The sequence below is a fragment of the Bacillota bacterium genome, from assembly GCA_023511835.1.
In the GTDB taxonomy this organism is placed as follows: Bacteria; Bacillota; Sulfobacillia; order JAIMAT01; family JAIMAT01; genus JAIMAT01.
On sequence record JAIMAT010000004.1, the window covers coordinates 26,829 to 52,104 of the forward strand.

Below are 25,276 nucleotides of genomic sequence, written 5' to 3' on the forward strand. Positions count from 1 at the left end.
AAGAGACCTCCCGATGCGCTCCGCCTCGCGGCGGGCGTTTTCCAGGCGTTCCCGCAACTCCTCGATCAACGCTTGCGACCTCCCTCTCCTCGCTCCCCCGGCCCCGGTGCGGCGGCCGGAGCTCTCCCCCGCCGCGCCGGGCTCAGCCGGCGGCGCGGCCGTGGCAGTGCTTGTACTTCTTGCCGCTGCCGCAGGGGCAGGGATCGTTCCGCCCCACCTTCTGCACGCGGACGGGTTCCAGGCGCGGCGCGGCCTCCGGCGCGACGCCCTCCTCGCCGCCCATGCGCGCCGCGCGCCGGCGCTCGGCGCGCGAGAGGACCGCCGGCGCGGTCGCCCGGCTTCCCGCCGTGCCCTCCGCGGCCCCGGCGGCCGCCACGCCGCCGGGGACCTCGCTGGCGCCGTAGGTGCCCGTGGCCACCGCCACGGCGCGCCGCTGCACGGGCTGGGCCTGGGCCGGCTGGATCTGCACCCGGTAGACATAGCGGACGATGTCGTCGCGGATGGCGCGGACCATCTCCTCGAACATGCGGTGGCCCTCCATCCGGTACTCCACCAGCGGGTCGGACTGGCCGTAGGCGCGCAGCCCGATGCCCTCGCGCAGATCGTCCATGGCGTCCAGATGGTCGATCCACTTGGAGTCGACGACGCGCAGCATGACGAAGCGCTCCAGCTCGCCCATCAGCTCGCGCCCGTAGAGCTCCTCGCGCCGGTCGTAGACGCGCCGGCAGGCCTCGAGGATCTCCTCGCGCAGCGCCGCCGGTCCCAGGCCGCGCAGCTCCTCCGCCGCCAGGGTGCCCGGCGGGAGGAAGTGCTCCTCCAGCTCCCGCACCAGCCCCTCCAGATCCCACTCCTCGGGATCCTCCCGCTCCGGCGCGTGGCGCTCCAGCGCCTCCCCGACGACATCCTCCACCATGCGCTCGACGACGGGCCGCAGCTCCTCGGCCTCCAGCACCTGCCGGCGCTGCTCGTAGATCACCTCGCGCTGCTGGTTGAGGACGTCGTCGTACTCCAGCAGCTGCTTGCGCGCCTCGAAGTTCTTGGCCTCCACCTTCCGCTGCGCGTTCTCGATGGCCCGGGTCACCAGCCCGTGCTCGATGGGCTCGTCCTCGTCGACACCCAGCCGGTCCATCAGCCCGGCTACCGTCTCGCCGCCGAAGAGCCGCATCAGGTCGTCCTCCAGCGAGACGAAAAAGCGCGACGAGCCGGGGTCGCCCTGTCGCCCGGCACGCCCGCGCAGCTGGTTGTCGATGCGCCGCGCCTCGTGGCGCTCGGTGCCGATGACGTGGAGGCCGCCCAGCGCCACCACCTTCTCGTGCTCCGCGTCGGTCTCCCGTTTCTTCTCCTCGTAGATCTTGCGGTAGAGCTGCCGCGCCTCGGCCACCTCCGGCGAGGTGACGGGGCCGTGCTCCGCCGCCTCGGCGATCACCTCGGGCGGGTAGCCGAGCCGGGTCAGCTCCTCGCGCGCCATGTAGTCGGGGTTGCCGCCCAGCAAGATGTCGGTGCCGCGGCCGGCCATGTTGGTGGAGACGGTGACCGCGCCCAGACGGCCCGCCTGCGCCACGATCTGGGCTTCCTTCTCGTGGTACTTGGCGTTGAGGACCTGGTGCGGGATGCCCTCCCGCTTCAGCATCTGCGAGAGCCGCTCCGACTTCTCCACCGAGGTGGTGCCCACCAGCACGGGCCGGCCCTGGCCGTGCATCTCCTTGATCTCCCGCACGACGGCGCGCCACTTGGCCGCCTCGGTCTTGTAGACCTGGTCCGGGTATTCCTGGCGGATGAGCGGCAGGTTGGTCGGAATGACCACCACGTCCAGCTTGTAGATCTTGGCGAACTCGTCGGCCTCCGTGGCGGCGGTGCCGGTCATGCCCGCCAGTTTCTCGTACATGCGGAAATAGTTCTGGAAGGTGATGGTGGCCAGGGTCTGGCTCTCGCGCTGGATCGTCACGCCTTCCTTGGCCTCGATGGCCTGGTGGAGGCCGTCGGAGTAGCGCCGGCCGAACATGAGCCGGCCGGTGAACTCGTCGACGATGATCACCTCGCCGTCCTTGACCACGTAGTCGCGGTCGCGGAGCATCAGCTCCTTGGCCTTCAGGGCGTTGATCAGATAGTGGGAGAGGTCCATGTTCGAGGTGTCGTAGAGGTTCTCCACCCCGAGCACGCGCTCCACCTTGGCCACGCCCTGCTCGGTCGGCGCGATCGTCTTGTTCTTCTCGTCGAACGTGTAATCTTCGTCCCGCTTCAGCTTCTTGACGATCTCGGCGAACTTGTAGTAGAGCTCCGCGGAGTCCTCGCCCACGCCCGAGATGATCAGCGGCGTCCGCGCCTCGTCGATCAGGATGGAGTCCACCTCGTCGACGATGGCGTAATGGAGTCCGCGCTGCACCCGCTCCTGCGGGTAGAGCACCATGTTGTCGCGCAGGTAGTCGAAGCCGAACTCGTTGTTGGTGCCGTAGGTGATGTCGGCCGCGTACGCCCGCTGGCGCTGGGCGGCGTCCATGTCGTGCAGGATGACGCCCACCTCGAGTCCCAGGAAGCGGTGCACCTGCCCCATCCACTGCGCGTCCCGGCGGGCCAGGTAGTCGTTGACCGTCACCACGTGCACGCCCTTCCCCGCCAGGGCGTTCAGGTAGGAGGGGAGCGTCGCCACCAGCGTCTTGCCCTCGCCGGTGGCCATCTCTGCGATCTTGCCCTGGTGCAGGACGATCCCGCCCATCAGCTGCACGTCGAAGGGGCGCATGCCCAGCACCCGGCGGGCCGCCTCGCGGACGGTGGCGAAGGCCTCCACCAGCAGGTCGTCCAGCGACTCTCCGCGCTCCAGGCGCTCCTGGAAGCGGGCCGTCTGCCGCGCCAGCTCCTCGTCGGAGAGCCTCTCCATCTGCGGCTCCAGGGCGTTGATCGCCCGCACCGGCCCCTCGAGCCGCCGCAGCTCGCGCTCGTTGTAGTTGAAGACCCGCTTGAGCAGGCCGAACACGGCCATCCCCTCCGGTACCGCGCGGCATGGGTCGCACGCCTCGGTGCGACATCAAAGCCGGGTGCCGGCCGCTCCCCCTGGACCAGCCGGACCCGGTGCATGCCGCGGGCATCCACTCCCCGTATTATACCGGCCGCCGTCGCCGGACCGGGAAAGCCGCCGCCATCCGCACGGTCCCCCGTGCGCCCGGCGCCGCCGGTCGGGCCGCGGGCCGGCCAGGCTCCCCGCGCGGGGCCGGACGTTAGAATGGGTGGGCGAGGAGGCCGAGCGATGCCCGTCTCACCGCAGCTGCAACGGCGCGCCATGGGGCAGTTCGTCACCGGCGTCGCCGTCCTGACCCTGCCTTCGAGCGTGGAGGCGCCGCGCGGGATCACCGTCAACTCGCTCACGTCGCTCTCGCTGGAGCCGCCGCTCGTCCTCGTCGCCATCGACCTGCGCAGCCCCGTCAACGCCGCGCTGGCCGCCAGCGAGCGCTTCGCCCTCAGCATCTTGCGCGCCGACCAGGAAGCGATCTCGCGCCACTTCGCCTCCCAGCCCGGCGGCCTCCTGCGGCCCGGCGACCTGGAGCCGGGCCCCCACGGCCTGCCGCTGGTCAGCGGCGCCCTGGCCACCCTGGTCTGCCGGCGGGAGGAGAGCTTCCCCGGCGGCGACCACACCATCTTCGTCGGCCGGCTGGAGGAGGCCCGCCTGGCGTCCGAGGAGGCCGACCCCCTCCTCTACTTCCGCGGCCGCTACCTGGTCCTTCCGGCCTCGGCACCCTGCCCGGGCGCCTGAGCCTCCGGGCTCGCGCCCTCTCAGGCCAGCAGGAGCTGCCCGTGAACGGCGGCCGCCTCGGGCAGCGCGAGCCAGCCGATGAGCGCGGCCAGCTCCTCGGGCGAGCGCCAGCCGCGCCGCGAGGCCTCCGGCATCGCCTCGCGGTTGGCGGGCGTGTCGAGGACGGAGGGCGCGACCACGTTGACCCGCACCCCGCTCCCTTCCAGCTCCTCGGCCAGCGCCTCGCCCAGCCGGATCAGCGCCGACTTGGCCGCCGCGTAGGCGCCCATCTCGCGCCCCGCGCGCGCCGCGGCGCGGGCCGCCACCAGCACCAGCGATCCGCCCCCGGCCTCGCGCATGGGCGGCACGGCCGCCTGCGCCAGTTCGAAGGCGGTGCGCACGTTGTTCTCCATCATGGCCTCCCAGGTCGACCAGGAGCCGCCTACCACGGGTTCCAGACCGAAGAGGCCCGCCGTCTGGACGGCCGCGTCAATCCGCCCCTGCCAGCGCAGGCAGGCGGCCACCGCTCGCCCGGCCCCCGCCGCCCGCGCCAGGTCGGCCTTCAGCCAGCGCAGCCGCCGACCCGCGAGGCCGCCGGTACGCGCATCGAGGAGCGCCGCCGCTTGCTGGCGCCGCGCCTCGTTCCGGTAGGTGCCCACCACCGCCCAGCCGCGCTCCACGAACCAGGCGGCGACGGCCCGCCCCAGGGCGCCGTCGCCGCCCACCACCAGCACCGTCGAAAGGCGGGGCTGCCGGGAGCCTGCCGGCTCCCCAGCCCCGCCTCGCTCGCGCGTCGCCATGAGCCCTCACCCCGTTCCCGCGCCGCCCCGCCGGCCCGGGGGCCGCGCCGGCGCGCGGTCTACGTGCGGAGGGCTTTCCTCAGGGAGTGCTCGGGATCCTTCAGCCACTCCGCGATGGCCCTGGCGGCCAGGCGGCCGTCGCGCACCGCCTCGACCACGGTGGCCGGTCCCAGGACGGCGTCGCCGCCCGCGAAGATGCCCTCCACGGGGGTCCGCCCGGAGGCGTCCAGCACCGCGATGCGCCCGTTCTTTCCCACCAGCCGCGGCTCGCCCAGAAGCGCGGCGTCCACCTCGTAGCCGACCGCCAGAACCACCGTCTCGCACTCCAGCTCGAACTCGCTGCCCGGCACCGGCTCCGGCCGCGGCCGCCCGCTCCGGTCCGGCTGGCCGAGCCGCATGCGCACCAGGCGCGCCGCCCGCACACGGGCGTCCTCGTCTCCCAGGAAGGCGACCGGGTTGACCAGGTAGTCGAATTCGACGCCCTCCTCCTGGGCATGCTGGATCTCCACCGGCCGCGACGGGCTCTCGGCCTGGGTGCGCCGGTAGACCACGCGCACCTCCTCGGCGCCCAGCCTGAGCGCCGTCCGCGCCGCGTCCATGGCCGTGTTGCCCGCGCCCACCACGAGGACGCGGCGGCCCACGCGCGGCGCCTCGACCCCGCTCCCCGGCTGGAGCGCCAGCTTGGCCCGGTGCAGGAACTCCTGCGCGCTCCAGACGCCGGCCAGATCCTCGCCCGGCACGCCCAGCCCCCGCGCCTGCTGCGCCCCGACGCCGAGGAAGACGGCGTCGTACTCGCCGGCCAGCTCCTCCAGGCTGACGTCGCGCCCCACGCGGACGCCGAAGCGGAATTCGACGCCCTCCTCGCGCAGCCGCGCGACCTCTTCCTCCACCGTACCCATGGGCAGGACGAACTGCGGGATGCCGTCGGCCAGAAGCCCTCCGGCCTGGGCCTGCGCCTCGAAGACGGTCACCTCCACGCCCTCGCGGACAAGGAAGTGCGCCGCCGAAAGGCCGGCGGGCCCGGCGCCGACCACGGCCACCCGGCGCCGGCCCGACGCCGCTTCCGCCTCCTCCGCCTGCCGCCTCTGGCGCTCGGCCCGCAGCGCCTCGAACTCCTCGCGGTGCCGGAGCGCATAGTCGGCGATGAACCGTTCGATGGCGCCGATGCGCACGCCCTCCCCGCGGGCGTTGAGCACGCACCAGCCTTCGCACTGGGTTTCCCAGGCGCAGACGCGCCCGGTGCAGGAGGGGAGGGCGTTGTTCGTGTAGTCGACCAGGGCAGCTTCGAGGAAGCGACCTTCCTGGACCAGAGCGATGAAGTCCGGAATGGGGTTGTGATTAGGACATCCGTCGATGCAGAGTGGATTCAGGCACTGAATGCAGCGGTAGGACTCGTCGAGGACTTCTTTTTCGTCATATCCCAGGGCGACTTCGTCGAAGGAACGGCGGCTCTCCTGCGGTGGCAAGGTGCGCATCGGGGTTCGGATCCAACGATTCTCGCCCAAGATTCGCCCTCCCTCCCCGCCGCCCGGAATCTAGCATCGGGCCCGGAGAGGGTCGATCACCCGATCGGGCTACGCTGCCTGCCCGCCTGGCGCGGCAGCCCGCCGCCCGACGTTCCGCATGCCGCCCTCCAGAAGAAGGAAGGCTCCCACCGCGATGAGGAGGTCCCCCGGGCTGAAGACCGGCGAGGGGATGCCCGGGATGAGCAGGTAGTCCGCCAGCCAGGGCAGGCGCGTCGAGGCGCCCGCCAGCACGTGGAGCGGGTCGTGGCCCGCCCGCAGGCTGGCCAGCAACTCCGGGCGGAAGTGCACCCAGGCCCACATCACCACCGGCATCTTGCCGCCGTTGAGCGCGATGACCAGGAGGTTGAGCCCGGCCCCCGCCAGGATCCAGGGGAGACCGGGAAGGCGGCGGTTGAACCAGGCGAAGGCCACGTAAAGCGCAAAGCTCAGCACGTTGCCGAGGCCGACCCAGACCGCGCCCGGCTCGCGTCCGCCCGCCGTCGTCGTGGCCAGCTGGACCGCGAAGCCGGCCACGAGAAGCCAGAGCCACTGGAAGCGGACGGCTTCCAGGTTCCGCAGCCGGCCTCCGCGGAGCCGGCCCGCCAGCATGCCCAGGAGCGCACCCGTCAGGCCGAGCAGCCCCATCAGGCCCGCTCTCCGCCCGGCGCGTCGTCAGGCGTCCGCCCGCCCGCCTCGAGCTGCGCCTGGACCTTGCCGGCGGCCTCGACCATGGCCATCACCTGCTCCGGTCCGGGCATCTTGAAGTAGGGCAGCTCCCGCTCCACCCACTCCTTGAAGCCCGGCTTCTCCAGGACGCGCAGAAAGGCGTCCAGTACCTTCGGATCAAACTGGCTGCCCCTGTGCTCCAGGAGCTCGTTGAGGATCTCTTCGAAGGGGATCGAGGGCTTGTAGACGCGCCGCGACGCCATGGCGTCGAAGGCGTCCGCCACGGCCAGGATGCGCGCGCCCAGGGGGATCTCCTCGCCCCGCAGGCCGTCCGGGTAGCCGGAGCCGTCGTAGCGCTCGTGATGGTGCTTGGCCCAGTCGTTGACGAGCTCGAACCCCTTGACGCCCTCCAGGATGGAGCCGGTAAGGCTGGCGTGGACCTGGATCTCCTCGTACTCCCTGGGGGTGAAGCGGGCCGGCTTCTTCAGGAGCCGGTCCTCCACGCCGATCTTGCCCACGTCGTGCAGCAGGCCCGCGTAACGAACCGTCTGGATCTCCGTCTGGCCCATGCCCATCTCCTCGCCGATCCGGACGGCGATCTCGGAGACCCGCCGGGAGTGCCCGGCCGTGTAGGCGTCGCGGGCCTCCAGGGCGACGGAGAGCGCCGCGATGGTGTCCGCGTAGGCTTGCTTCATCTCCGTGTACATCACGATGGCGTGGCGGGCGACGAGGAGAGGGACGAAGAGCAGGATAATGCCGAGGATGCCAGCCTCGAAGTAAATTGCAGCCATCAAGATGGCCAAGGTCGTCATGGCCGCATAGTCCGATGCGATGCCCTTAATTTGATAATCGAAGGTGTCTCGGATTCGCTTTCCAGAAGAAACAGAGATAATCATGGCGACCAACGACATGTTGACCAGCCAGGCGACCAATCCGCCCAACCCCATTGCCGCGACATCCTGCGGGGACAGTGTGTCGGGTCTGGACCTCACAGCCATGTAAACCAATGCGCCAACGATGGTAGACAGCGCAAATTGCGCATGGTTGAAAACATAAGCCCGGGCATTCCACGCCTTGCTAACCTGGCTGAGAGCTTGCGGTGAAGTGAGGGCAATCACTCCACCCCAGAACGGCCCCAACACAATCGCGCCAGCGTAGAGGATAGGAAACGTAAGAGTCGCCGATATGTCCTTGGTCAGGTGAACTGATAAGCGCTGGGCGAGGGCGCTGAGCACCGCAAACGAGAGGATAGCGGTCCACTGCGGTGGGCTTCCCAATTTATAGCATGCGGCCAAAGTCCCCACAGCGGCCGCAACCGTTGTCGCGATCACCAAATCACGTTTTGTGGTCTGTCGCACAGGGCCCACTCCCACAAATTAGCCGGGCAGCCGGCCTTTTACCCGTTCCACGCCAGGTAGGCCTGGGCCGTAACAGCCAACAGCGCAAGGCCTGTCAACAGCTGGATGAGCCGGTTGAGGTTCATGTCTGACATCCCTTCATACTCCTCGCCGGCCGCTCCGCTATCCGGCCGCAAGGAACCGCTCGGGAGTGTTCAGCGTCCGGCTGCCCGGCAAACCTGAAGACCTGAAGCACGTCAAAGACTCGCCAAGGAACGGCTTCTACCGGAAGATCCTGTTCGCCGCGTCCAGCGTGGCGCGCGCCGCGGCCTCCGCCGGGTCGCCCGCCTCCGAGGAGACGCCGTAGAGCATCAGGATCTCCCGCTCCTGCCCCCTCCGGATCCGCGCCCGCAGCGCCGCCAGCGTCACCGTGGCGTCGGCCAGCGGCGCGGTCCCGATCGCCTCGAGGTCGAAGGTATGACCCATGTACTCGTTGATCAGGTCGACGACGATCTCGCCGGCCGCCCGCAGCAGCCCCGCCTCCACGGGACGGGCCACCCGCTCCGTCGCCACCTGCTGGTTCAGGAAGGGCATGGTGAGGCGCAGCCGGATCCGCTGCTCGCCCCGCTCGGAGCGCAGTTCGAGGCCGTCGAGACGAAAGCGGCTACGCTCCGGCGTAGCCGCCACGGGCAGGAGCAGGATCCGTTCTTCGGGCAGGTCCCTGGCGAAGCGAACCGAGAAGAGCGTCCGGACCGCGTCGACCAGCCGCTGGCCGCCCCCCTCTTCCTCCGCCAGCAGGCGGACCACCTGCGGCACCGGGGAGCCCTCCGGCCAGAGGCAACGCGCCGCGATCACGCCGGGGAGCAGTCTCAGCTCGGCCTCGGCGGTCTCGGCCCTGGAGAGCGCACTTACCGCCATCCGCTCCCACCCGCCCGTCGCGCGACGGAGGCCGGAAGCCCCCGCCGGACTGCCTCGAGTCGCCTTCCAAAGTTCCACATCTTCCTCCAACGTCCTTCCAGCAACCGGGAAAAAGCGACGAAGTCGCTGGCCCCCGGATGCGCGAGACCCCCTTCCGATCCCGTCGAGCGGCGCGGGCGGAACGGAAGGGGGCGTGCCTCGACCTGCTGCGACCGCGGCTTAGGACTCCGGCTCGATCAGTCCGTAGCTCCCGTCCTGGCGCCGGTAGACCACGTTGATCTCCTCGCTCTCGGCGTTCCGGAAGACGAAGAAGTCGTGGCCCAGCAGGTTCATCTGCAGGATCGCCTCGTCCACGGGGAGCGGCTTGACCGCGAACCGCTTCCTGCGGACCACGGGAAACTCCTCGCCGCCGCGGATCCCCTCGTGCCCGGAAGGCTCCGCGGCGGGAGCCTCCGGGGCGCCCTCCGCCCCCTCGGGCGAAGCCGCCAGGCTGGCCGCGGCACCGGCCGTGGCCAGCAGCGTGCTGTCCTTGCGCAGCTTCCGGTTGAGGCGGGTCTTGAACTTGTGAATCTGCCGCTCCAGCTTGTCCACCACGAGGTCGATGGAGGCGTACATGTCCGCGCTGGCCACCTCGCCGCGCAGCAGCATGCCGCCCAGGGGAATCGTCACCTCGACCACGTGCCGCTTGCGTTCCACGCTCATGCGCACCTCGGCGTCCACCGGCCGCTCGCCGAAGTACTTGTCGAGCTTGCTCAGACGCTTGGCCGCGTACTGCCGCAGGGGCCGGGTCACTTCGACATTCCGTCCCGTGAACGTGATCTCCAACCGCTGCACCTCCAACGTCCGCCCGCTGGCGGGACGGCGGACCGCCTCGGCGGACGTCACCGCGGCCCGCCCGGGGCCGAGCCGGCTCGGCCCCGGACTCCCTATTCCCGGGCGGCCGGAGGATATCCTTCGTCGGCGGGCAGGAGCACCTGGGCGGACGGCGGCAGGAAGTGTGGAAAACGGGATCCGACAGCCTGTGGATACTGTGGGTATCCCTGTGAATAAGCGTGCGCAACAGGCCCGCGGCTGTGGACAGGCCTGTGGGCAACCGTCGGGGTCGACAGGGGTCGACGAATTCCTACGAACTGCGCGCCGCCGCTGCGCTGGGATGGGCGGAGGCGCCGCCCCGGGCCTGGCCGGTGCCGGCCGCCAGCCGCTCCCATGCCTCGCGCAGGGGTGCGATGACGTCCAGGAGGCCGTCCAGCGCGTCCGATGCCGGCCGCAGTTCGGCGCGCACCAGCCGTTCGTAGAGGAAGGCGTAGAGGGCCTCGAGCCGCGCCGCCACCTCGCCCCCCCGGCGGAAGTCGAGGCTCTGGCGGAGAAGCTGTAGCGCCTCCTTGGCCTTGCCCGTATGCTGCCGCATCTCCTCCGCCTCTTGGCGCTCCCGGCAGAGGCGCGCGGCCGTCACCTCGCGTTCCAGGATGCGGAAGACGATGGCCACCAGCTGGACGGGCGAGGCGGTCAGCACCTCCGCCCGCTCGTAGGCGCGGCTCCGCCCGGCGCCCGCCTGCCCGTAACCGGCGGGCGAGAGGCCCCCGTTCATGCGACCACGCTCCTTCCGGTGGATCGGGCTGCCCCCGGGAAGACCGGGCGGGCTCTCACCAGAACGCGTCCAGGAGGAGGCCGACCACCTGGTCCATCAGGCGCGCCGCCTCCACCACCCGCTCGGGAGGAAGCTCGCCCAGCAGGCGGCCCTGCGCGTCTCGAACCTGGACGCGACCGCTCCCGGGATCGAGGGCGATGGAGAGCCGGGCGGCGTCCGCCAGCTTTTGCCGGATGCGCAGCACGGCCTCGTCGACCAGCGACTGGGCGGTGGCCAGGTCGTGCTGGCCGCGCCCGCGGCCTTCCTGGCCGCCCCCGCGCGCGTCGCTGGAGGCCTCGACCGCCTCGCCCGGCCGGACGGCGCCCGCGGGGGCCTGAAGTTCCACCGGCGGAGCGGGAAGGCTCGCCGGCGTGGCGTTCAAGCGCACCTCGCCCGGCACGGCCGCCCCTCCTTCCCTGCCTTTCTCGCCCACGGGTATCGGTCCCGGGCGCCCGGGCTTGAGGCGGGGGGCCGCCGTCCGCCCCGGTCCCCGGGAGGCGCAGGCTCAGGAAGTCGGCCGGCGCAGCGAGAGCTCGCCGGCGAAGAAGCGCCGGAGACGGCCGTCCTCCAGGCGGAGGAGAAGCGCGGCCTCCTCGTCGACGCCCGCGAAGGTGCCCGCCACCTCCGTCTGCGCCGCCTCCACCGCCTCCGGGGGCGCTCCCCGCAGCCGCACCGCCTCGCCCAGCCAGACGGCCCGCTCGAGCCAGGCGGTGCGCAGAGGCGCGAATCCGCCCACCTGCCAGACCGTCCAGATGCGTTCGGTCGCCTCGAGGAGCCGCCGCCGCAGCTCGGTCAGCGGCACCGGACCACCCCCGAGCCGGCGCAGGCTGGTGGCCTGCCCGCGGAGCTCCGCGGGCAGGCGCTCCACCTCGAAATCCGCGTTGATGCCGAAGCCGGCGATGACGGCGGCGCCCGGCCGCCCCCCCTCGCCGGCCGGGATCGCCTCGCAGAGGACGCCCGCGAGCTTCCTCCAGCCGCCCATGGCTTCGGCCCCGCGGCCGCTCGCCTCTCCGCCTGCTTCCTCCAGGGCCACCACGTCGTTGGGCCACTTCAAGCCCAGGCGGTGGCCACCCGCCCAGGGCCCGACCGCCTCCAGCACGGCCAGGCCCAGCGCCGGCGCCAGCGAGCCGAGCCGCTCCGGGGGCGGCGGCGCCGGCGGCCGCAGCAGCAGAGAGAGCCAGAGACCCCCGCGCGGAGAGCTCCAACGGCGACCGAGGCGGCCGCGCCCGGCCTCCTGCTCGGCCGCCACCACCACCGTCCCCTCGGGCGCGCCGCGGGCCGCCATGGCGCGCAGGAGCTCGTTGGTGGAGTCCACCCGCTCCAGCTCGAAGAGGCGGAACCGCACCTCTCTGCCTCCCGGGCTCCGCCGTCAACGGCGGTGGCGGAAGGCGATGCGCGCCGCCTGCCAGAGCTCGTCGCTCCGCTTGCGCAGCGCCTCCACCTCGGCCCGCAGCTCCACCAGCTCCGGGCCGTCGCGCAGCCCGGCCAGGTTGATCTCCACGTTGAGCAGCGCCGCCTGACAGGCGGCCCAGAGGAGGGCGCCGGCCGAGGCCCCGTCGGAGATGGCCTGGACGTTGCCGGTCTCGGTCACCTCGCGCGCCAGCTCCATCACCTCGACCGCCCGCCGCGCCACCTCCAGAGGTACCTGGCAGGCCTCGCGCAGCGCCTCCTGGATGGCCTCCTCGCGCGCCTCCCGCTCCGCCTCGCTCTCCCGGGGAAGGCGCCGCGCGGCGATGACGGCGTCGAAGGCGTGTGCGTCCCGGTCGGCCAGCGACAGGAACGCCTGCCGGGCAGCCTCCGCCTCCCGCTCGACGGCGGCCATGCGCGGCTCGAGCTCGGCGTACCTCCGGCGGCCGCGGGTAAGGGCCGCCACCATGCCCACCAGCGCCGCTCCCAGCGCCCCGCTCAGACCGGCGGCCGCACCGCCGCCGGGCGCCGGCGCGTCGGAGGCCAGCGCCTCGAGGAAGTCCCCCACACGGCGGGCTGCGACGGCGCCGCGACGCTCCGCTTCCTCGTGCTCGCGCGCCCGCCGCTGCGCCTCCTCCTCGTCCGCCCGGGCGACGGCGCGCTCCAGCACCTGGCGCCCGGGGTCGAACCCCTCGAGCCGGAGGTAGTAGGAGGCGCTCTCCTCCAGCACCGAGGCGGGCACCAGGCCCACGATCTCGCTGGAGGCGATGTCCAGACCGTAGCGCCGAGCCTCAAGGCCGAGCAGCTCGAACGCCCGGTAGAGCGGGGTGGCCTCGGGATCGGTCAGGTCCATGGAGACCTCCACCAGACCGCCTTCGGGCAGGGCGAAGCCGATGGCGCGCACGTTCTGCAGCCCGCCCGAGGAGGCCCGGATGCGGCGCGCCAGCCTCCGCGCCAGGCGCTCGTCGCCCCCGCGCAGGAAGGCGTTGAAGGCGACGATGGGTCCGCGCGCGCCCACCGCCGTCGCGCCCGCCCGGCCGATCTCGTGCGGGCCGAAGTCCGGCAGGCGGCGCCCCTCGGCCACCTCCTGGCGCAGGCCCTCGTACTGGCCCCGGCGCACCTCGGAGAGCTCCCGGTACTCGGGGCGGATCGCCGCCCGGTCGTACAGGTAGACCGGCAGGCCCATCTCGCCCAGGGCGCGCCCCACGTCGCGCGCCAGGCGGACGCACTCCTCCAGCGGGAGGCCGCGGACCGGGACGAAGGGCGCCACGTCCAGCGCCCCGATGCGGGGATGGCTGCCGCGGTGGCTCTCCATGTCGATGAGGCGCATGGCGGCGCGCGCGCCCTCCAGGGCGCTCCGCCGCACCGCCTCGGGCTCGCCCACCAGGGTCAGCACGAGGCGGTTGTGGTCGGCGTCGGCGTGGCGGTCGAGGAGCTGCACGCCCGGCACCAGGCAGGCGGCGACCAGCTCCTCCATGACTTCCTCGCGACGACCTTCGCTGAAGTTGGGCACGAAGGCGACCAGCGGCCGCCTGTACGCGTCGCCCGGCGCCGGCATCCGTCCAGCCCCCCTTACTGGGGCGCCGCCCCTCCTGGCAGGCCGCGGTCGAGCAGGCGCAGCACCGCCTCGGAGGAAGCGCGCTTCGCTTCCTGGTTCGTCTCCGCCACCTGGCGGGCGACCTCCTCGCGCCAGACCGCCACCTCGCGCGGCGCCTCGACGCCCAGCGCCACCGCCGAGCCCGCCTCGCTGACCACGATCCGGATCTGGCGGCCCTGGCCGATGTCGATGAGGATCGCCTCGCCCTGCCGGCGGCGGATGATCAGCATCTTGCCTCGCCCAACCCGGCGGCACCCGCCGCCAGCGGCGCGAAGAGCGGCTGGCGGAGCGGCCAGCGCTCGTCCTCCAGGATCACCTGCCGGCCGACGCGCCGGACCGGGTCGATGAGGAGCGGTGCCCGCAGGTTGACCGTCGTCTCCAGCGGCCGCTCCGGCGGCACCACCGCCACGCAGAGGAGGAGCGGCCGGCCGGCCGGCACCTCCTCGCCCGGGGCCGGCGCCTCCTTCGGGGCGGGCGCCTCGTCCAGAACCCGCGCATAGGCCGGCCAGAAGGCCAGCGGGTCGACCACCACGAGCGCCACGTCGCCGTGGTCGAGGCTCTGCAGCCAGCGGAGAGGTGCGCTACCGGCCCCCGTCCCCTGTCGCGGCCCATGCGGGGCGGCCTCCAGGAGCGTCCAGCGCCGCTCCTCGGGCATGCCCACCAGGCCGGAGGCGAAGCGGATCACCCGCTCCTCGTCGACCTCCACCGTGCCGAAGCGACTCGTCTCGACGCGCATCGCCGGCGCGTACCCCCCGCCCGCCGGATCCTCCGCCCCGCCTGCCGGCGGGCTAGGTGCCCAGCGCCACCTTCCGGCCCGCCTCCAGGACGGCCTCGAGCCTCTCCGGATCGTCCAGCTCGGCGTAGACGCGGACGATGGGCTCGGTGCCCGAGGGGCGGATCAGGATCCAGCCGTGCTCGCCCAGCTCGTACTTGTACCCGTCCAGCGGGTCCACGCCCGTGACCGCCAGCCCGGCGAACTCCCGCGGCGGCCTCCCCGCCAGCTCCTCCATCAGCGCCTCCCGCCGGCCGGGTGGCAGGTGGAGGTCGACGCGGTCGTAGACGTGGTAGCCGACGGCGCTCATCAGCTCCTCCACGATGCGGCCGAGCGGCTTCCCGCGCTGCGCCACCATCTCGGCCAGCATCAACCCGGAGAGGAGGCCGTCCCGCTCGGGGATGTGGACCGCCGGGAAGCCGACGCCGCCGCTCTCCTCGCCGCCGATGAGGACCGGCTCCTCCAGCGCCAGCTCGCAGACGTACTTGAAGCCCACCGGCCGCTTGTGAAAGCGGAGGCCGTACCTCTCTGCCAGGCGGTCGACCATGCGCGTGACGGCAAAGGTCTTGACCACCGAGCCCTGCCAGCCCTTCTCCTCCACCGCGTGCTGCAGCAGGAGGGCGAAGCAGCGCTGGGCGTCGACCATCTCGCCCTTCTCGTCCACCGCGCCCACCCGGTCGGCGTCGCCGTCGGTGGCCACGCCCAGATCCCAGCCGCCGGCGGGCACCGCCGCCATCAGCTCGCCCAGGTTGCGCCGGATCGGTTCGGGCGCGATCCCGCCGAAACCGGGGTTGAGCTCCCCGTGGAGCTCCAGCACCTCCAGCCCCAGCTCCTCGAGGAGCCCGCGCAGGATGCCCCGCCCCGCCCCGTGCATGGGGTCGACGGCAAGGCGCAGCCCGGCCCGGCGGATTGCCTCCAGGTCGACCAGGCGCCGGAGCTGGCCCGCGTAGGGCGCCAGGAGGTCGACCCGCTCCAGGCGCCCCGCGCCGCCGGCGGCGGCCGGCTCGCGCCCGCGGGCCTCGTTCTCGGCGAGGCGCCGCTCCACCTGCGCCGTCAGTTCGGGCAGCGCCGAGCCGGCATAGTCGGCCTTGATCTTGAAGCCGTTGTACTCGGGCGGGTTGTGGCTGGCGGTGATCATGACCGCGCCCGCGGTGCCCATGGCCCGTACCGCCCAGGAGACGGCGGGCGTGGGCACGGGCGCCTCCGCCAGGAGGACGCGCAGGCCGTTGGCGGCCAGCACCTCGGCCGCGGCCAGGGCGAAGCGCCCGGAGAGGAAGCGCGTATCGTAGCCGACCACGACGCCCCTCCCCGCCTCGCCCCTTTCCTGCAGGACGTCCGCGTAGGCCTGCGCCACCCGGCGCACGTTGGTGAAGGTGTACTCGTCGGCGATGACGGCGCGCCAGCCGTCCGTACCGAAGCGGATCGCCAACTGCGACTCCTCCCGTCTCGCAAAGGTCGCCGGCTCGACCGAACCGGCGATGAGAGACAGGAAGAGGGTTCCCTCCCGCGCGGCCCCTCTCCTTCCCCGGCGCCCGCCGCGCTCAGCGCAGGTAGTCGACCAGCGAGGGCTGGACGACGCGCGCGCCCACGGCCAGCGCCGCCTGGTAGGCGTACTGGGCCACGTTGAACTCGACCGCCGCCTGCGTCATGTCCACGTCGGTCGCCTTGGCCTTCTCCTGCTGGAGCAGCAGCTGGTCGCTGCCCAGCCGGCTCTGCACGTCCTGGATCCGGTTGAGGCGCGAGCCGACCGTGGCGCGCAGCTCCAGCACGTTGTTGACGGCCCCGTCGAGGGCGGGGATGAGCCCGGCCACGGCGGCGGCGCCGGCACCCTGCAGCTGGCTCTCCAGCTGCTGGAGCACGGCGACCGCCGAGGTGTACGTGAGATCGCCGGTCCGCATCAGCTGGTCCCCGGTGACGCTGAGCGTGAAGGCGGCCGCCGGCACGGCGCCGCTCGGGTCGAGGCCGGAGCCGGTCAGGTCGACGGCGATGGCTGTGGTGGAACCCCGGTAGGTGCCACTGGCGGTGAAGGGCGCCACGTTCCCGCTGGCCTGGACGCCGCCGAAGAGGTAGCGGCCGGCGAACTGGCTGTTGCCCACCTGGATCAGCTGCTGGCGCAGCTGGTCGACTTCCTTGGCCAGCGCCTGCCGGCTCTCGGGGGGAAGCGAGTCGCTGGCGCCCTCGAGCGCCAGCTCGCGCGCGCGCAGGAGGATGTCGCCGACGGAGGCGAGCGCCGTGTCCGTGGCCTGGAGCCAGCCGCCGGCGGCCTGGGCCGTGCGCGCGACGCGTTGGTCCCGCGCCAGCTCGGCCCCGAGCCGCATCCCCTCCGCGGCCGCCACCGGGTCGTCCTCGGGAAGCGAGACCCGCTTCCCCGAGGCGATCTGGTTCTGCGATCGGATCAGGCGTTGCTCCGCCTGCTGCAAGTCGAGGAGCAGCTGGCTGCCCCGGAGCGACTCGGTGACGCGCATGCTGGAGAATCCCCCGCTTCCCGGCATGGCTTGCTGCTTCCGGGGATGCCATCGGACCGGCGCCGGCCGACTTTACGGGGGCGGCACGGGCGCCGCCCCCCTCCGTCCCCGGCCGTACGGGAGCCGCCGCCCCTACGCGCCCGGGCCGGCCGTCCCGGAGCCGGCGGCGGCCTCCGCCCGGGCGGCGAACCTCGCCACCTCCGGCGCCCAGGTGTAGACGGAGGTGGCAGAGGCCCGGAAGCCACGGCCGCGGTAGAGGCTGCCGCCCGCCAGGATGCCGGCCAGCCGCCCCGACGCGTCCAAGAGCGGACCGCCGCTCTCGCCGGGCTGGACCGCCAGATCGGTCACCGTCACGTCGGGTACCTCCGACCCGCTGACGGGCACCTGCGCCGCGTGGGCGAGGAGGACCTGACCGACCCGTACCTGCGGCCTCGCGCGGCCGCCTGGGTAGCCGACATCGTAGACGGTCTCGCCCGCGGCGGGCGCATCCGAGCGGAGCGTCACCGGCGCGACGGGCGGCTCGGCGTCGAGGACCAGCGCCGCCAGGTCATGGGGCGCGTCGGTGAAGAGCAGGTGCGCCGGCAGGGGCCCCTCCCCCGCCACCGGGAAGGCGACCTGGTAGGCGGCCTCGCCGGGCGCGCTCAGCCAGTCGACGCAGTGGCCGGCGGTCAGCACCACGGCGGGCGAGGAAGAGACCAGCACGCCCGAGCAGGCCGCCTCCGACCCGTCGCCGCGGATGTCCAGCCGGACCGTCGCCGCCACCGCCGCCTGGAGCGCGCCCGCGTCGACGTAGGTGAAGCGGTTGCCCGGAGCGGGCGCGCTCCCGCCCGCCGGGCTGCTCACCACCACGTCGACGGTGCCGCTTCCCCGGGGCACGCGGGCCAGGATCCAGCGGTCGGAGAGCACCCGGAAGGCGGCCGGCGCGCCGCCGAACTGGACGCCGGTGGCGCCGAGGAAGCCGCTCCCGCGGACCAGCACCGTCTGGCCGGCCGAGCCGCTGGCCGGGCTGACCGCCACCACCGCCGGCACGCCCGCCGGCGCCTGCGTCGCCGGAGCGGTGGCCGCCGGCAGGGCCGCGCCCGGCACGCCGCTGCCGCCCAGGTACCAGCCGGCCAGCGCTTCCTCGCGCTCCAGGAGGACGACGAGCTGGCGAATCAGCGCCTGGAGCTCCGCCGCGCCCCCCGGCGTCGCCACCGGGGGAGGGAGACCGAGATCCCGGAACCACGCCGCGGCCGTCCCGGCCGGAAGCCGTACCCGGGCCAGAGCCGGACCGCCGTCCGCGCCGAGGACCACGAGCGCGCCGGCCAGCACGGCGACGAGAGCCGAGAGCACGCGCCTGCGCATGTCGACCACCTCGCAGTAGGCGACGGAAGGTAGGGGGCGGAAGAGCCGGGGCCGGGCGGGCCCGGGCTCCCCGCCCGACAGCGGCGGGATCTCCCACCGCCTTCCAGGGTACGACCGGCGGAGAGGGAGACCAAAACGGGGGGATCAGTGGCCGGCCGAGCCCACCTCGTTGATCAGCACGCCCAACATGGCGTCGATGCTGGAGACCATCTTGGCGGCGGCGGCGTAGGCGCTCTGGTACTGGACCATGCGTACCATCTCCTCGTCCAGCGAGACGCCGGAGACCGACTGTCGCTGGCTGTCCAGCTGCTGGACCAGCGCCTGCGCGCCCTGCAGCTCCTGCTGCGCCGCCTGCGCCTGGTTCCCCAGCGTCGCCACCGTCGCCCCCAGGAAGCCGTCCGGCGTTACGTCCAGCGTACCCCCGCCCGGGAGGGAGAAGCCCATCTGGGTGCTGGCCAGCGCGGCGATGCTGGCCGCGTTGCCGCCGTCGTCCACGGCCGTTGGGCTTCCCGACCAACTGCTGGAGGAGGCGGCGATCGCGTTGGGGTCGGTGATGTTCACCGACAGGCTGGAGAGATCGAAGGTCGTTCCCGTACCGGCGCCCAGGGTGAAAAAGGCGACGCCGGGGTTGCCGCTGGCGTCGAAGCCCTGCTGGTGCTGGTTGTTGACCGCCGTGGCCAGCTGGTAGGCGAAGGAAGCCAGGCGTCCCTGGAGAGCCGGCAGGCCCTGGCTCGTGTCGGTCAGCATGGCCAGGTAGCCGGCGATCTCGCCCGAATCCGGGTTGAGGGTCTGGGTGCCGGAGGCGTCCGTGGCGGTCAACTGCGCCGCCTGCGTCGCCGGGTCGACCTGGAAGGCGAGAACGGCGGGCTGGGGAGTGGCCTGGCCCGCGGTCGCCAGCACGGCGACGCCGCCGATCTCGACGGTCAGGTCGCCGTTGCTCTGGACGGAGGCCGTCGCCCCGGTCAGCTGGCTGAGCCGGTCCAAGAGCCGGTCCCGCTGATCGAGCAGGTCGTTGGGCGAGAGGCCGCGCGCCTGGAGCAGCCGGATCTGCGGGACCAGCTGCGCCAGCTGGCCGAGCAGCCCGTTGGCCTCCTCCACCCGGCTCTGGATGGCGGAGACCATGCCGCTACCCACGTCCGCGAGGCGGGACGCGGTCTGCTGGAGCGACTGGACCAAGTTGTTGGCGGCGTCGAGGACCGCCTGGCGCGTCGCGCCGTCCGAGGGGTGGTTGGCCAGGTCGTTCCAGGCGCTCCAGAAGGCGTCCAGCGGAGCCGAGAGCCCCTGGCCCCCCGGCTCGTTGAGCGCCACCTCCATCTCCTGGTAGACCTGCTGGCGCACCTGCCAGTCGGCCTGGCTGGCGTTGCTCTGGCGCCACTGCTCGTCCAGGTAGAAGTCCCGCTGGCGGGTGATCTCGGCCACGTCGACGCCGCCCCCCACCACCCCGGGGCGGACCGGCACGCCCGCTACGTCGACCAGGTCGGCACGCTGCACGCTGTAACCGGGGGTGGTGGCGTTGGCGACATTGTGCCCCGTCAGCTCCAGGGCCAGGCGTTCGGCCGCCAGCGCCCTTTTCATGATCTCCAGCCCGTAGAAGCTCGAGGACACGTCCTGCCTCCTCCTTCTCTCCGCCCCACCCGGGGATCGCTCCCGCTCCGGCCTGCCCGCCGCCTGGGGCGCTCAGCGGTAGCGGGAGAGCGTCCTTGCCTGGGAAGAGCCCGGCGAACGCGCAGGCCGGCCGTCGGCGGTATAGACTCCCGCCCGCTCGTGACGCTGGACCAGGTCGCGCAGGAAGTCCACGTACCGCCCGAAGGCCTCCACCAGGCGCATGGTCTCCTGGTTGACCCGGCTGACCTGACGGACCTCCTCCTCCAGCGCCCGCCGCAGGTCGGCAAGACGGGCGCCCTCTTCGGGCGGCATCCGCTCCAGAAGCTTCCCGAGCGGGCTCGTGGCCTCCAGGCCCAGCTCGCCGGCGACGAGCTCCTGGGCCTCGCGCCGCCGGCGCCGGGCCCGCTCCAGCCGTCGCAGGGCGGCGTCCTGTTCGGCCAGCGCCGCCCGGACGCCGGCGGTCCTTCCCGCGGCCAGCGCAGCCTGGACTTTTCGCCCGCCCTCGCGCAGCCGGCGGCAGGCGTCGCGCTCCTCCTCCAGCGCCCTGGCCAGCTCCGCCGCGGCCGCGCGGCGGGCCGCCCCGGCCCTCATGGCCGGGGAGCGGCATCGCCCCCGCCGGAACCGGACGAGCCGCTCTGCGCGGAGGAAGTCTCCAGGCGCTGCGCCACCTGGTCGGCGACCAGCCTGCGCAGCCAGGCCCGGGCGACTTCCTCTCCGGATACCCGGTAGGTGCCCGCCTGAAGCCGGCGGCGGATGGCCTCGATCTGGGCGGCCCGCTGCGGGTCGACGCCGGCCTCGCGGCTGCGCAAGAGCTGTTGTGCGGCCGGCGAGAAGTCGACGGTGTCCCGCCCTCCCCCGGCCGCGGCGCCCCCCGCCGACCCCGTACGGGCGCCCTGGCCCGGCTCGACCGCACCCGCTCCCCCGGCCGCAGCCTGGCCGCCCGCCTTCGCCTGTTGGCTCCGGTACTCGCGCAGAAGCCGCTCGAGCTGCTGGCTGGAGATGCGCACCTCAACCACCTCGCCCTTCCTCGCCGGGCGCCGCCCCGACGGTGCGGGCACGCTCCCGCCGGCACGTCGGGGCGGCCGCCGGCCCTCTCCCTGGCGTCGCTAGCCCTCCGGTCCCCGGCGCGTGTGGAACCGGAGACGTTCCGCCCGCCGCTCGGCCTTGCCCGGACCGGAGGCGGGAGGAGCGGCGCGGCGGCCTGCGCCCTCCACCGCGCGTTCCAAATCCTCCGCACAGCGGGTGCAGAGGTGCCCGCTGGTGATCAACGTACCGCAGCGCTCGCAGCGCAGTTCGCCGCTGCCCAGGCGGAGGCGTCCCTCGCGGATGAAGCCGGTCACCTCGGCCAGCGGCACGCCGGTCGCCTCGGCGGCCTGGGCGGCCGACCCTTGTGGATGGCGGTCCAGCCAGTCGCGAACCCGCTCGAATTCCGCCTCGCGCTCCTCGATGCACTCGGGGCAGAGGCCGGCGCCGGCCGAAGCGAAAAGGCGGTGACAGCGCCTGCAGTTGACGAGTTGCGTCATCCCGCCCGCCCCCTACCGCCCTATCGCTCAGCGGCTGCCCGTGTAAAGGGGTGCGGCCGCCACCAGGGCCTCCACCCGCGCCGCCCCGGCCGCGTAGAGCGCCTCGGCGGCCGCGTCCAGGGTGGCGCGGGTGGCGTAGAGGTCGTCAATGAGAAGGAGGCGCGCGCCGGCCACTTCGACGTCGACCGCGAAACGCCCCGCCCGGGCGAAGCGCCGCATCTCCCGGGCGCGACCCTCCTGCCCGGAGGGGTCGACACCCCGGAGCAGGGGCTGTACGGGCAGACGCCAGGGCGCCGCCGCCTCGCGGGCCAGGAGCGCCGCTTGGTTGTAGCCTCGCCGGCGCAGGCCGTTGCGGCTGGGCGGCATGGGGACCAGCAGGTCGGGCGCGGCGAGCCCCTCGCGCAGGCGGAGCGCCATGAGGCGGCCCAGGACGCGGGCCAGGTCCGTGCGCCCGCCGTGCTTCAAGGCCAGGACCGCCTCGCGGAGCGCCCCCTGGTAGACGCCGACACAGCGGAGCCGGGCGGCCACGGGCGGATGGGCCACACATTCCGGGCAGGCCTGGACGGGCCCCGCCGGCGATCCGGGGGCCGGGGGCGCCGGGCGACCGCAGCGAGGGCAGACGCCGGACTCCTCGGCTACCGAGGCCAGGCAGTCGCGGCAGAGGCTCGGCGGATCCGGCAGGAAGCGGGCGAGTCGTCTCGCCGCTTCCGCTCCCGGCTCGCGCCCCGCCAGTGGCTGCCCGCAGAGCTGGCAGAGGCCCTGCTCGGGGTAGAGCAGGGCGAGAAGCGCGCCGGCCGCCGCCCGCCACTCCCCCGTCATGACGGGAGCGCGTCGCCGGCCTGGGGGCCCTTCTCGCGATACATCTTGCTGTCCGCGGCACGCAGGAGCTCGTCCACCGAGCGCCCGTCCTGCGGGCTGACCGCCACGCCGATGCTGGCGGAGACGCGGACCAGGGTGCGCCCCCCGACCGGGAAGGCGAAGTTCGCCAGGGCGCGCTGGATGCGTTCCGCCGCCTCCCTGGCGGCCCGCTCATCCGCGCCGGGAAGGATGACGGCGAACTCGTCCCCGGCGTAGCGGGCGGGCACGTCGCTCTCGCGGACCGAGGAACGGATGAGGCGGGCCACGGCCCGGAGCAGGTCGTCGCCCACCAGGTGGCCGAAGTTGTCGTTGTACGTCTTGAAGCGGTCCATGTCGATGAAGAGGAGCGCCAGCGGCTGGCCGGAGCGGCTCGACCGTTCCAGCTCCTCGCGCAGGCGCTCGGCGAAGTGGCGGTAATTGTAAAGGCCGGTCATGGCGTCCGTCTGGGCCGCTTCCAGTAACTGGTGATAGAGGATGGCGTTCTGGACGGCTCCCGCCGCCTGGCTGGCCAGCACTTCCAGCTGGTGACTCTGGTGCGGGTGGAAGCGAGCCGGCGAGCCCTCCGGGACGCCGCCCAGCATGACGAAGCCGAAGACGGTGTCGCCCGCCGTCAGCGGGGCGACCAGCGCCCCGGGGACGGCTGCGCCCTCGTCGGCGACCGGCAGGATGGCCCGCAGCTCTTCGCGCTGGAGGGGCAGTGCACGCCGGGTGGCCAGCAACCGCTGGACCCAGGGCAGCCCGGAGTCCAGGGTGCGGCCCTCCAGCCGGCTGCCGGTCGCCACCGCACAGATGAAGCGGCCCTGGCGCGCATCGTCCAACAGCCAGAGGGCCAGCCAGTCGGCCGGGATGAGGCGCCGGACGGAGGCCGCCAGGTGCCGGAAGACGGCGCCCATGTCCAGCGCCCGGGAGAGCTCCAGGGCCGTCTGGTGGTACAGGTCCAGCTCGTCGTGCGCCTGGCGGAGCACCATGTAGAAGCGCGCCAGCCCCAGGAGCGGGAAGAGGGTGGTGAGAGAGGCCAGCAGGAGACCTCCCAGGCCTCCGTCGACGTACATCTGGATGAGGAGAAGGCCGAAGATGGCGTTGACCAGCGTGAGGGCGGTGTCGAAGAGGATCTGCCGCCGGTCGGCGAGCAGGTCCTCGCCACGTTCCAGCCAGAGGATCGTCCCCACCAGCGCGTAGTTGGCCAGGAGGTAGCCCAGGGCGAAGGCGGCCAGGTAGCCGGCCACGCGCGGATTGGCCCAGAAGTGCCCCCCATCGACGCCACGAGGCAGCCAGGCGGCGGCCACCAGCGCGCCCACGGCGACGTCGATCGTCGCCTGCCCGGCGTTGAAGGCGACCGCGTACCAGGGCCGCCTGCGCGTCCGCCACGTGTCGAAGGCGCTCCAGAGCGCCATGCTGGTCCCGTCGATCAGCATGGCGGGACCCACGCCCAGGAGGAGGAGCGAGGTGACCGAGATGGCGAAGCCGAGCCAGAGCGTCCCGGTGTCGGGCAGTGGCACCGAGAAGGCGTCGCTCACCAGGGCCAGGCCGAAGAGCCCTGCCCCCAACGCCATGGCGCCCGGCCCCGGGCGCCAGCCATGAACAGCCAGGAGGGTCGCCCCTGCGCCGGCGGCGCAGACGGCCCCCGCCAAGACGCGAGCCCACGTCGGTCGGCTCATGCGGCTGCTCCCCCCGGCCTCCGGTCTGGACGTGCCGTCACGACGGCCTTGCTCGCCCGTCCAGCCCCCTTCCGCCGGGTTACGCCTCGGTCTCCGCTCGCGCTCCCCGGGTGGCTTCCGTTTTCGACGTCCGCCATCGGTTTCCTTCCAGGACTCCCCAGATCCTGGCAGCATCCGGGTCGAGCCGTGTCGACGTCCGTCTAGCGGGAGCCGTTCCGGGCGGACCGGCGCGAGGCGGGCCGGGCTGCGCCGAGGCTCAGCGGACGGCGGCGCGCACCTCCGCCACCCGGTCCGCCCGCTCCCAGGGCAGGTCGAGGTCCTTCCTCCCGAAGGCACCGTAGGCGGCGGTGGGCCGGTAGATGGGCCGCCGCAGGTCGAGGTCGCGAATGATGGCGGCCGGCCGCAGGTCGAAGACGCGGCGCACCACCTCGCTCAGCTCGGCGTCCGGGAGAAGGCCCGTGCCGAAGGTGTCCACGCGGATGGAGACGGGACGGGCGACGCCGATGGCGTAGGCCACCTGGATCTCGCAACGCCGGGCCACGCCGGCCGCCACCAGGTTGCGGGCCACCCAGCGCGCGGCGTACGAGGCGGAGCGGTCGACCTTGCTGGGGTCCTTGCCCGAGAAGGAGCCGCCTCCGTGGTGGGCGGCGCCGCCGTAGGTGTCGACGATGATCTTCCTGCCCGAGAGGCCGGAGTCGGCCTGCGGCCCGCCCACCACGAAACGGCCCGTCGGATTGACGAGGAGGCGGCTCTCGCCGTCGAGGAGCTCGGCGGGGACCACGGGCGCCACCACGTGCCGGCGCAAGTCCTCCTCCAGCGTGCGCAGGTCCACGTCGGGGTGGTGCTGGGCGGAGATCAGCAGGGTGTGGACGCGCACCGGGCGGTCTTCCTCGTACTCGATCGTCACCTGGGTCTTGCCGTCGGGGCGCAGGTAGGGCAAGAGGCCGCTCTTGCGCACCTGGGCCAGGCGTCGCGCCAGCCCGTGGGCCAGCTGGATGGGGAGCGGCATGGCCTCGGGCGTCTCGTCCGTAGCGTAGCCGAAAACCATGCCCTGGTCGCCGGCGCCCTCGGCGTCCAACGGGTCCTGGCCGACGCCCAGGCGCACTTCCAGCGACTGGTTGACGCCCGCGGCGATGTCGGGAGACTGTTCGTGGATGGAGGTGACCACGGCGCAGGTGTCGCCGTCGAAGCCGTACTTGGCGCGCGTGTAGCCGATCTCGCGCACCGTGCGGCGGACCAGCGAGGGGATGTCGACGTAGCAGTCGGTGCTGATTTCGCCGGTGACGAAGACCAGCCCGGTGGTGACCAGGGTCTCGGCCGCGACGCGCGCTTCCGGGTCCTGTTCCAGGATGGCGTCCAGGATGGCGTCGGAGATCTGGTCCGCCACCTTGTCGGGGTGTCCCTCGGTGACCGACTCGGACGTGAAGAGGCGCCCGGACATGGGCATCCACCTCCCAAGCGGGAGTTGCG

At 73.1% G+C, this 25,276-nt stretch carries 24 protein-coding genes; 1 reads left to right on the forward strand and 23 read right to left on the reverse strand.

The genetic code is table 11. The features are described 5' to 3' along the window. Nucleotides 1-142: 142 nt before the first annotated feature. Complete coding sequence (gene secA / locus K6U79_01560; protein ID MCL6521048.1) at nt 143-2,977, reverse strand: preprotein translocase subunit SecA; 2,835 nt, start codon at nt 2,975-2,977, stop codon at nt 143-145. 264 nt (nt 2,978-3,241) lie between these two features. Here secA and K6U79_01565 point away from each other — a divergent pair, with 264 nt between their 5' ends. Beyond that, complete coding sequence (locus K6U79_01565) at nt 3,242-3,745, forward strand: flavin reductase family protein (protein ID MCL6521049.1); 504 nt, start codon at nt 3,242-3,244, stop codon at nt 3,743-3,745. Between the two features lie 20 nt (nt 3,746-3,765). On the opposite strand, the gene K6U79_01570 is transcribed toward K6U79_01565, so the two are convergent. The 22 genes from K6U79_01570 to metK all read right to left on the reverse strand — a co-directional run bounded on the left by K6U79_01570 (nt 3,766) and on the right by metK (nt 25,247). After that, nucleotides 3,766-4,524: an SDR family oxidoreductase gene (locus tag K6U79_01570; protein ID MCL6521050.1), complete on the reverse strand. Its 759-nt coding sequence runs from the start codon at nt 4,522-4,524 to the stop codon at nt 3,766-3,768. A 59-nt stretch (nt 4,525-4,583) separates the two neighbouring features. Next, complete coding sequence (locus K6U79_01575) at nt 4,584-5,999, reverse strand: NAD(P)-dependent oxidoreductase (GenBank protein ID MCL6521051.1); 1,416 nt, start codon at nt 5,997-5,999, stop codon at nt 4,584-4,586. A gap of 99 nt (nt 6,000-6,098) precedes the next feature. Continuing rightward, a complete protein-coding gene (locus tag K6U79_01580; protein MCL6521052.1) occupies nt 6,099-6,674 on the reverse strand; it encodes a DUF5317 domain-containing protein in 576 nt (191 codons plus the stop codon). After that, a complete protein-coding gene (locus tag K6U79_01585; GenBank protein ID MCL6521053.1) occupies nt 6,674-7,636 on the reverse strand; it encodes an HD-GYP domain-containing protein in 963 nt (320 codons plus the stop codon). The genes K6U79_01580 and K6U79_01585 overlap by 1 nt, the downstream gene beginning before the upstream one ends. 678 nt (nt 7,637-8,314) lie before the next feature. Next, nucleotides 8,315-8,950: a hypothetical protein gene (locus tag K6U79_01590; protein MCL6521054.1), complete on the reverse strand. Its 636-nt coding sequence runs from the start codon at nt 8,948-8,950 to the stop codon at nt 8,315-8,317. A 219-nt stretch (nt 8,951-9,169) separates the two neighbouring features. Further along, a complete protein-coding gene (raiA, locus tag K6U79_01595) occupies nt 9,170-9,775 on the reverse strand; it encodes a ribosome-associated translation inhibitor RaiA (GenBank protein ID MCL6521055.1) in 606 nt (201 codons plus the stop codon). A gap of 298 nt (nt 9,776-10,073) precedes the next feature. Beyond that, on the reverse strand, nt 10,074-10,538 hold the full coding sequence (gene fliS / locus K6U79_01600; GenBank protein MCL6521056.1) for a flagellar export chaperone FliS: 465 nt from the start codon (nt 10,536-10,538) through the stop codon (nt 10,074-10,076). A 55-nt stretch (nt 10,539-10,593) separates the two neighbouring features. Further along, nucleotides 10,594-10,977 (reverse strand): flagellar protein FlaG, encoded by a 384-nt coding sequence (locus K6U79_01605; GenBank protein MCL6521057.1) that lies wholly within the window; start codon nt 10,975-10,977, stop codon nt 10,594-10,596. 105 nt (nt 10,978-11,082) lie between these two features. After that, entirely contained in the window at nt 11,083-11,922 is an 840-nt protein-coding gene (locus K6U79_01610; protein ID MCL6521058.1) for a biotin--[acetyl-CoA-carboxylase] ligase, read from the reverse strand. Nucleotides 11,923-11,946: 24 nt separating this feature from the next. Beyond that, nucleotides 11,947-13,542 carry a glutamate formimidoyltransferase gene (gene ftcD, locus K6U79_01615; GenBank protein ID MCL6521059.1) on the reverse strand — a complete coding sequence of 532 codons (1,596 nt, stop codon included), beginning with the start codon at nt 13,540-13,542 and terminating at the stop codon, nt 11,947-11,949. A 14-nt stretch (nt 13,543-13,556) separates the two neighbouring features. Next, nucleotides 13,557-13,811: a carbon storage regulator gene (locus tag K6U79_01620; GenBank protein ID MCL6521060.1), complete on the reverse strand. Its 255-nt coding sequence runs from the start codon at nt 13,809-13,811 to the stop codon at nt 13,557-13,559. Then, nucleotides 13,805-14,317, reverse strand: a complete 513-nt coding sequence (gene fliW, locus K6U79_01625) for a flagellar assembly protein FliW (protein ID MCL6521061.1) — start codon at nt 14,315-14,317, stop codon at nt 13,805-13,807. Before fliW ends, K6U79_01620 begins: the two co-directional genes overlap by 7 nt. A gap of 52 nt (nt 14,318-14,369) precedes the next feature. Further along, nucleotides 14,370-15,782 (reverse strand): phosphoglucomutase/phosphomannomutase family protein, encoded by a 1,413-nt coding sequence (locus tag K6U79_01630; GenBank protein MCL6521062.1) that lies wholly within the window; start codon nt 15,780-15,782, stop codon nt 14,370-14,372. 112 nt (nt 15,783-15,894) lie between these two features. Continuing rightward, nucleotides 15,895-16,845, reverse strand: a complete 951-nt coding sequence (gene flgL, locus K6U79_01635; protein ID MCL6521063.1) for a flagellar hook-associated protein FlgL — start codon at nt 16,843-16,845, stop codon at nt 15,895-15,897. Nucleotides 16,846-16,950: 105 nt separating this feature from the next. Continuing rightward, complete coding sequence (locus K6U79_01640; protein ID MCL6521064.1) at nt 16,951-18,162, reverse strand: trypsin-like peptidase domain-containing protein; 1,212 nt, start codon at nt 18,160-18,162, stop codon at nt 16,951-16,953. Between the two features lie 144 nt (nt 18,163-18,306). Continuing rightward, on the reverse strand, nt 18,307-19,767 hold the full coding sequence (gene flgK / locus K6U79_01645; protein MCL6521065.1) for a flagellar hook-associated protein FlgK: 1,461 nt from the start codon (nt 19,765-19,767) through the stop codon (nt 18,307-18,309). A gap of 72 nt (nt 19,768-19,839) precedes the next feature. Further along, nucleotides 19,840-20,358, reverse strand: a complete 519-nt coding sequence (gene flgN / locus K6U79_01650) for a flagellar export chaperone FlgN (GenBank protein ID MCL6521066.1) — start codon at nt 20,356-20,358, stop codon at nt 19,840-19,842. Continuing rightward, nucleotides 20,355-20,783, reverse strand: a complete 429-nt coding sequence (locus K6U79_01655) for a flagellar biosynthesis anti-sigma factor FlgM (GenBank protein MCL6521067.1) — start codon at nt 20,781-20,783, stop codon at nt 20,355-20,357. The genes flgN and K6U79_01655 overlap by 4 nt, the downstream gene beginning before the upstream one ends. A 90-nt stretch (nt 20,784-20,873) precedes the next feature. Further along, complete coding sequence (locus tag K6U79_01660) at nt 20,874-21,290, reverse strand: MerR family transcriptional regulator (protein ID MCL6521068.1); 417 nt, start codon at nt 21,288-21,290, stop codon at nt 20,874-20,876. Nucleotides 21,291-21,317: 27 nt separating this feature from the next. Continuing rightward, nucleotides 21,318-22,109, reverse strand: coding sequence for a ComF family protein (locus K6U79_01665; protein MCL6521069.1), 792 nt, complete (start codon nt 22,107-22,109; stop codon nt 21,318-21,320). Further along, nucleotides 22,106-23,701 carry a sensor domain-containing diguanylate cyclase gene (locus K6U79_01670; protein MCL6521070.1) on the reverse strand — a complete coding sequence of 532 codons (1,596 nt, stop codon included), beginning with the start codon at nt 23,699-23,701 and terminating at the stop codon, nt 22,106-22,108. The genes K6U79_01665 and K6U79_01670 overlap by 4 nt, the downstream gene beginning before the upstream one ends. Before the next feature lie 361 nt (nt 23,702-24,062). Further along, the gene (gene metK / locus K6U79_01675; GenBank protein ID MCL6521071.1) at nt 24,063-25,247 is read right to left on the reverse strand and encodes a methionine adenosyltransferase; all 1,185 of its coding nucleotides are present in this window, start codon (nt 25,245-25,247) and stop codon (nt 24,063-24,065) included. Nucleotides 25,248-25,276 lie beyond the last annotated feature (29 nt).

What these genes read in the sequence shown, in the direction of transcription:
- secA (MCL6521048.1), bottom strand. Translation starts at nt 2,977, where the DNA reads ATGGCCGTGTTCGGCCTGCTCAAGCGGGTCTTCAACTACAACGAGCGC.
- K6U79_01565 (MCL6521049.1), top strand. Translation starts at nt 3,242, where the DNA reads ATGCCCGTCTCACCGCAGCTGCAACGGCGCGCCATGGGGCAGTTCGTC.
- K6U79_01570 (MCL6521050.1), bottom strand. Translation starts at nt 4,524, where the DNA reads ATGGCGACGCGCGAGCGAGGCGGGGCTGGGGAGCCGGCAGGCTCCCGG.
- K6U79_01575 (MCL6521051.1), bottom strand. Translation starts at nt 5,999, where the DNA reads ATGCGCACCTTGCCACCGCAGGAGAGCCGCCGTTCCTTCGACGAAGTC.
- K6U79_01580 (MCL6521052.1), bottom strand. Translation starts at nt 6,674, where the DNA reads ATGGGGCTGCTCGGCCTGACGGGTGCGCTCCTGGGCATGCTGGCGGGC.
- K6U79_01590 (MCL6521054.1), bottom strand. Translation starts at nt 8,950, where the DNA reads ATGGCGGTAAGTGCGCTCTCCAGGGCCGAGACCGCCGAGGCCGAGCTG.
- fliS (MCL6521056.1), bottom strand. Translation starts at nt 10,538, where the DNA reads ATGAACGGGGGCCTCTCGCCCGCCGGTTACGGGCAGGCGGGCGCCGGG.
- ftcD (MCL6521059.1), bottom strand. Translation starts at nt 13,542, where the DNA reads ATGCCGGCGCCGGGCGACGCGTACAGGCGGCCGCTGGTCGCCTTCGTG.
- K6U79_01620 (MCL6521060.1), bottom strand. Translation starts at nt 13,811, where the DNA reads ATGCTGATCATCCGCCGCCGGCAGGGCGAGGCGATCCTCATCGACATC.
- fliW (MCL6521061.1), bottom strand. Translation starts at nt 14,317, where the DNA reads ATGCGCGTCGAGACGAGTCGCTTCGGCACGGTGGAGGTCGACGAGGAG.
- flgL (MCL6521063.1), bottom strand. Translation starts at nt 16,845, where the DNA reads ATGCCGGGAAGCGGGGGATTCTCCAGCATGCGCGTCACCGAGTCGCTC.
- K6U79_01640 (MCL6521064.1), bottom strand. Translation starts at nt 18,162, where the DNA reads ATGCGCAGGCGCGTGCTCTCGGCTCTCGTCGCCGTGCTGGCCGGCGCG.
- flgN (MCL6521066.1), bottom strand. Translation starts at nt 20,358, where the DNA reads ATGAGGGCCGGGGCGGCCCGCCGCGCGGCCGCGGCGGAGCTGGCCAGG.
- K6U79_01660 (MCL6521068.1), bottom strand. Translation starts at nt 21,290, where the DNA reads ATGACGCAACTCGTCAACTGCAGGCGCTGTCACCGCCTTTTCGCTTCG.
- K6U79_01665 (MCL6521069.1), bottom strand. Translation starts at nt 22,109, where the DNA reads ATGACGGGGGAGTGGCGGGCGGCGGCCGGCGCGCTTCTCGCCCTGCTC.
- K6U79_01670 (MCL6521070.1), bottom strand. Translation starts at nt 23,701, where the DNA reads ATGGCGTTGGGGGCAGGGCTCTTCGGCCTGGCCCTGGTGAGCGACGCC.
- metK (MCL6521071.1), bottom strand. Translation starts at nt 25,247, where the DNA reads ATGTCCGGGCGCCTCTTCACGTCCGAGTCGGTCACCGAGGGACACCCC.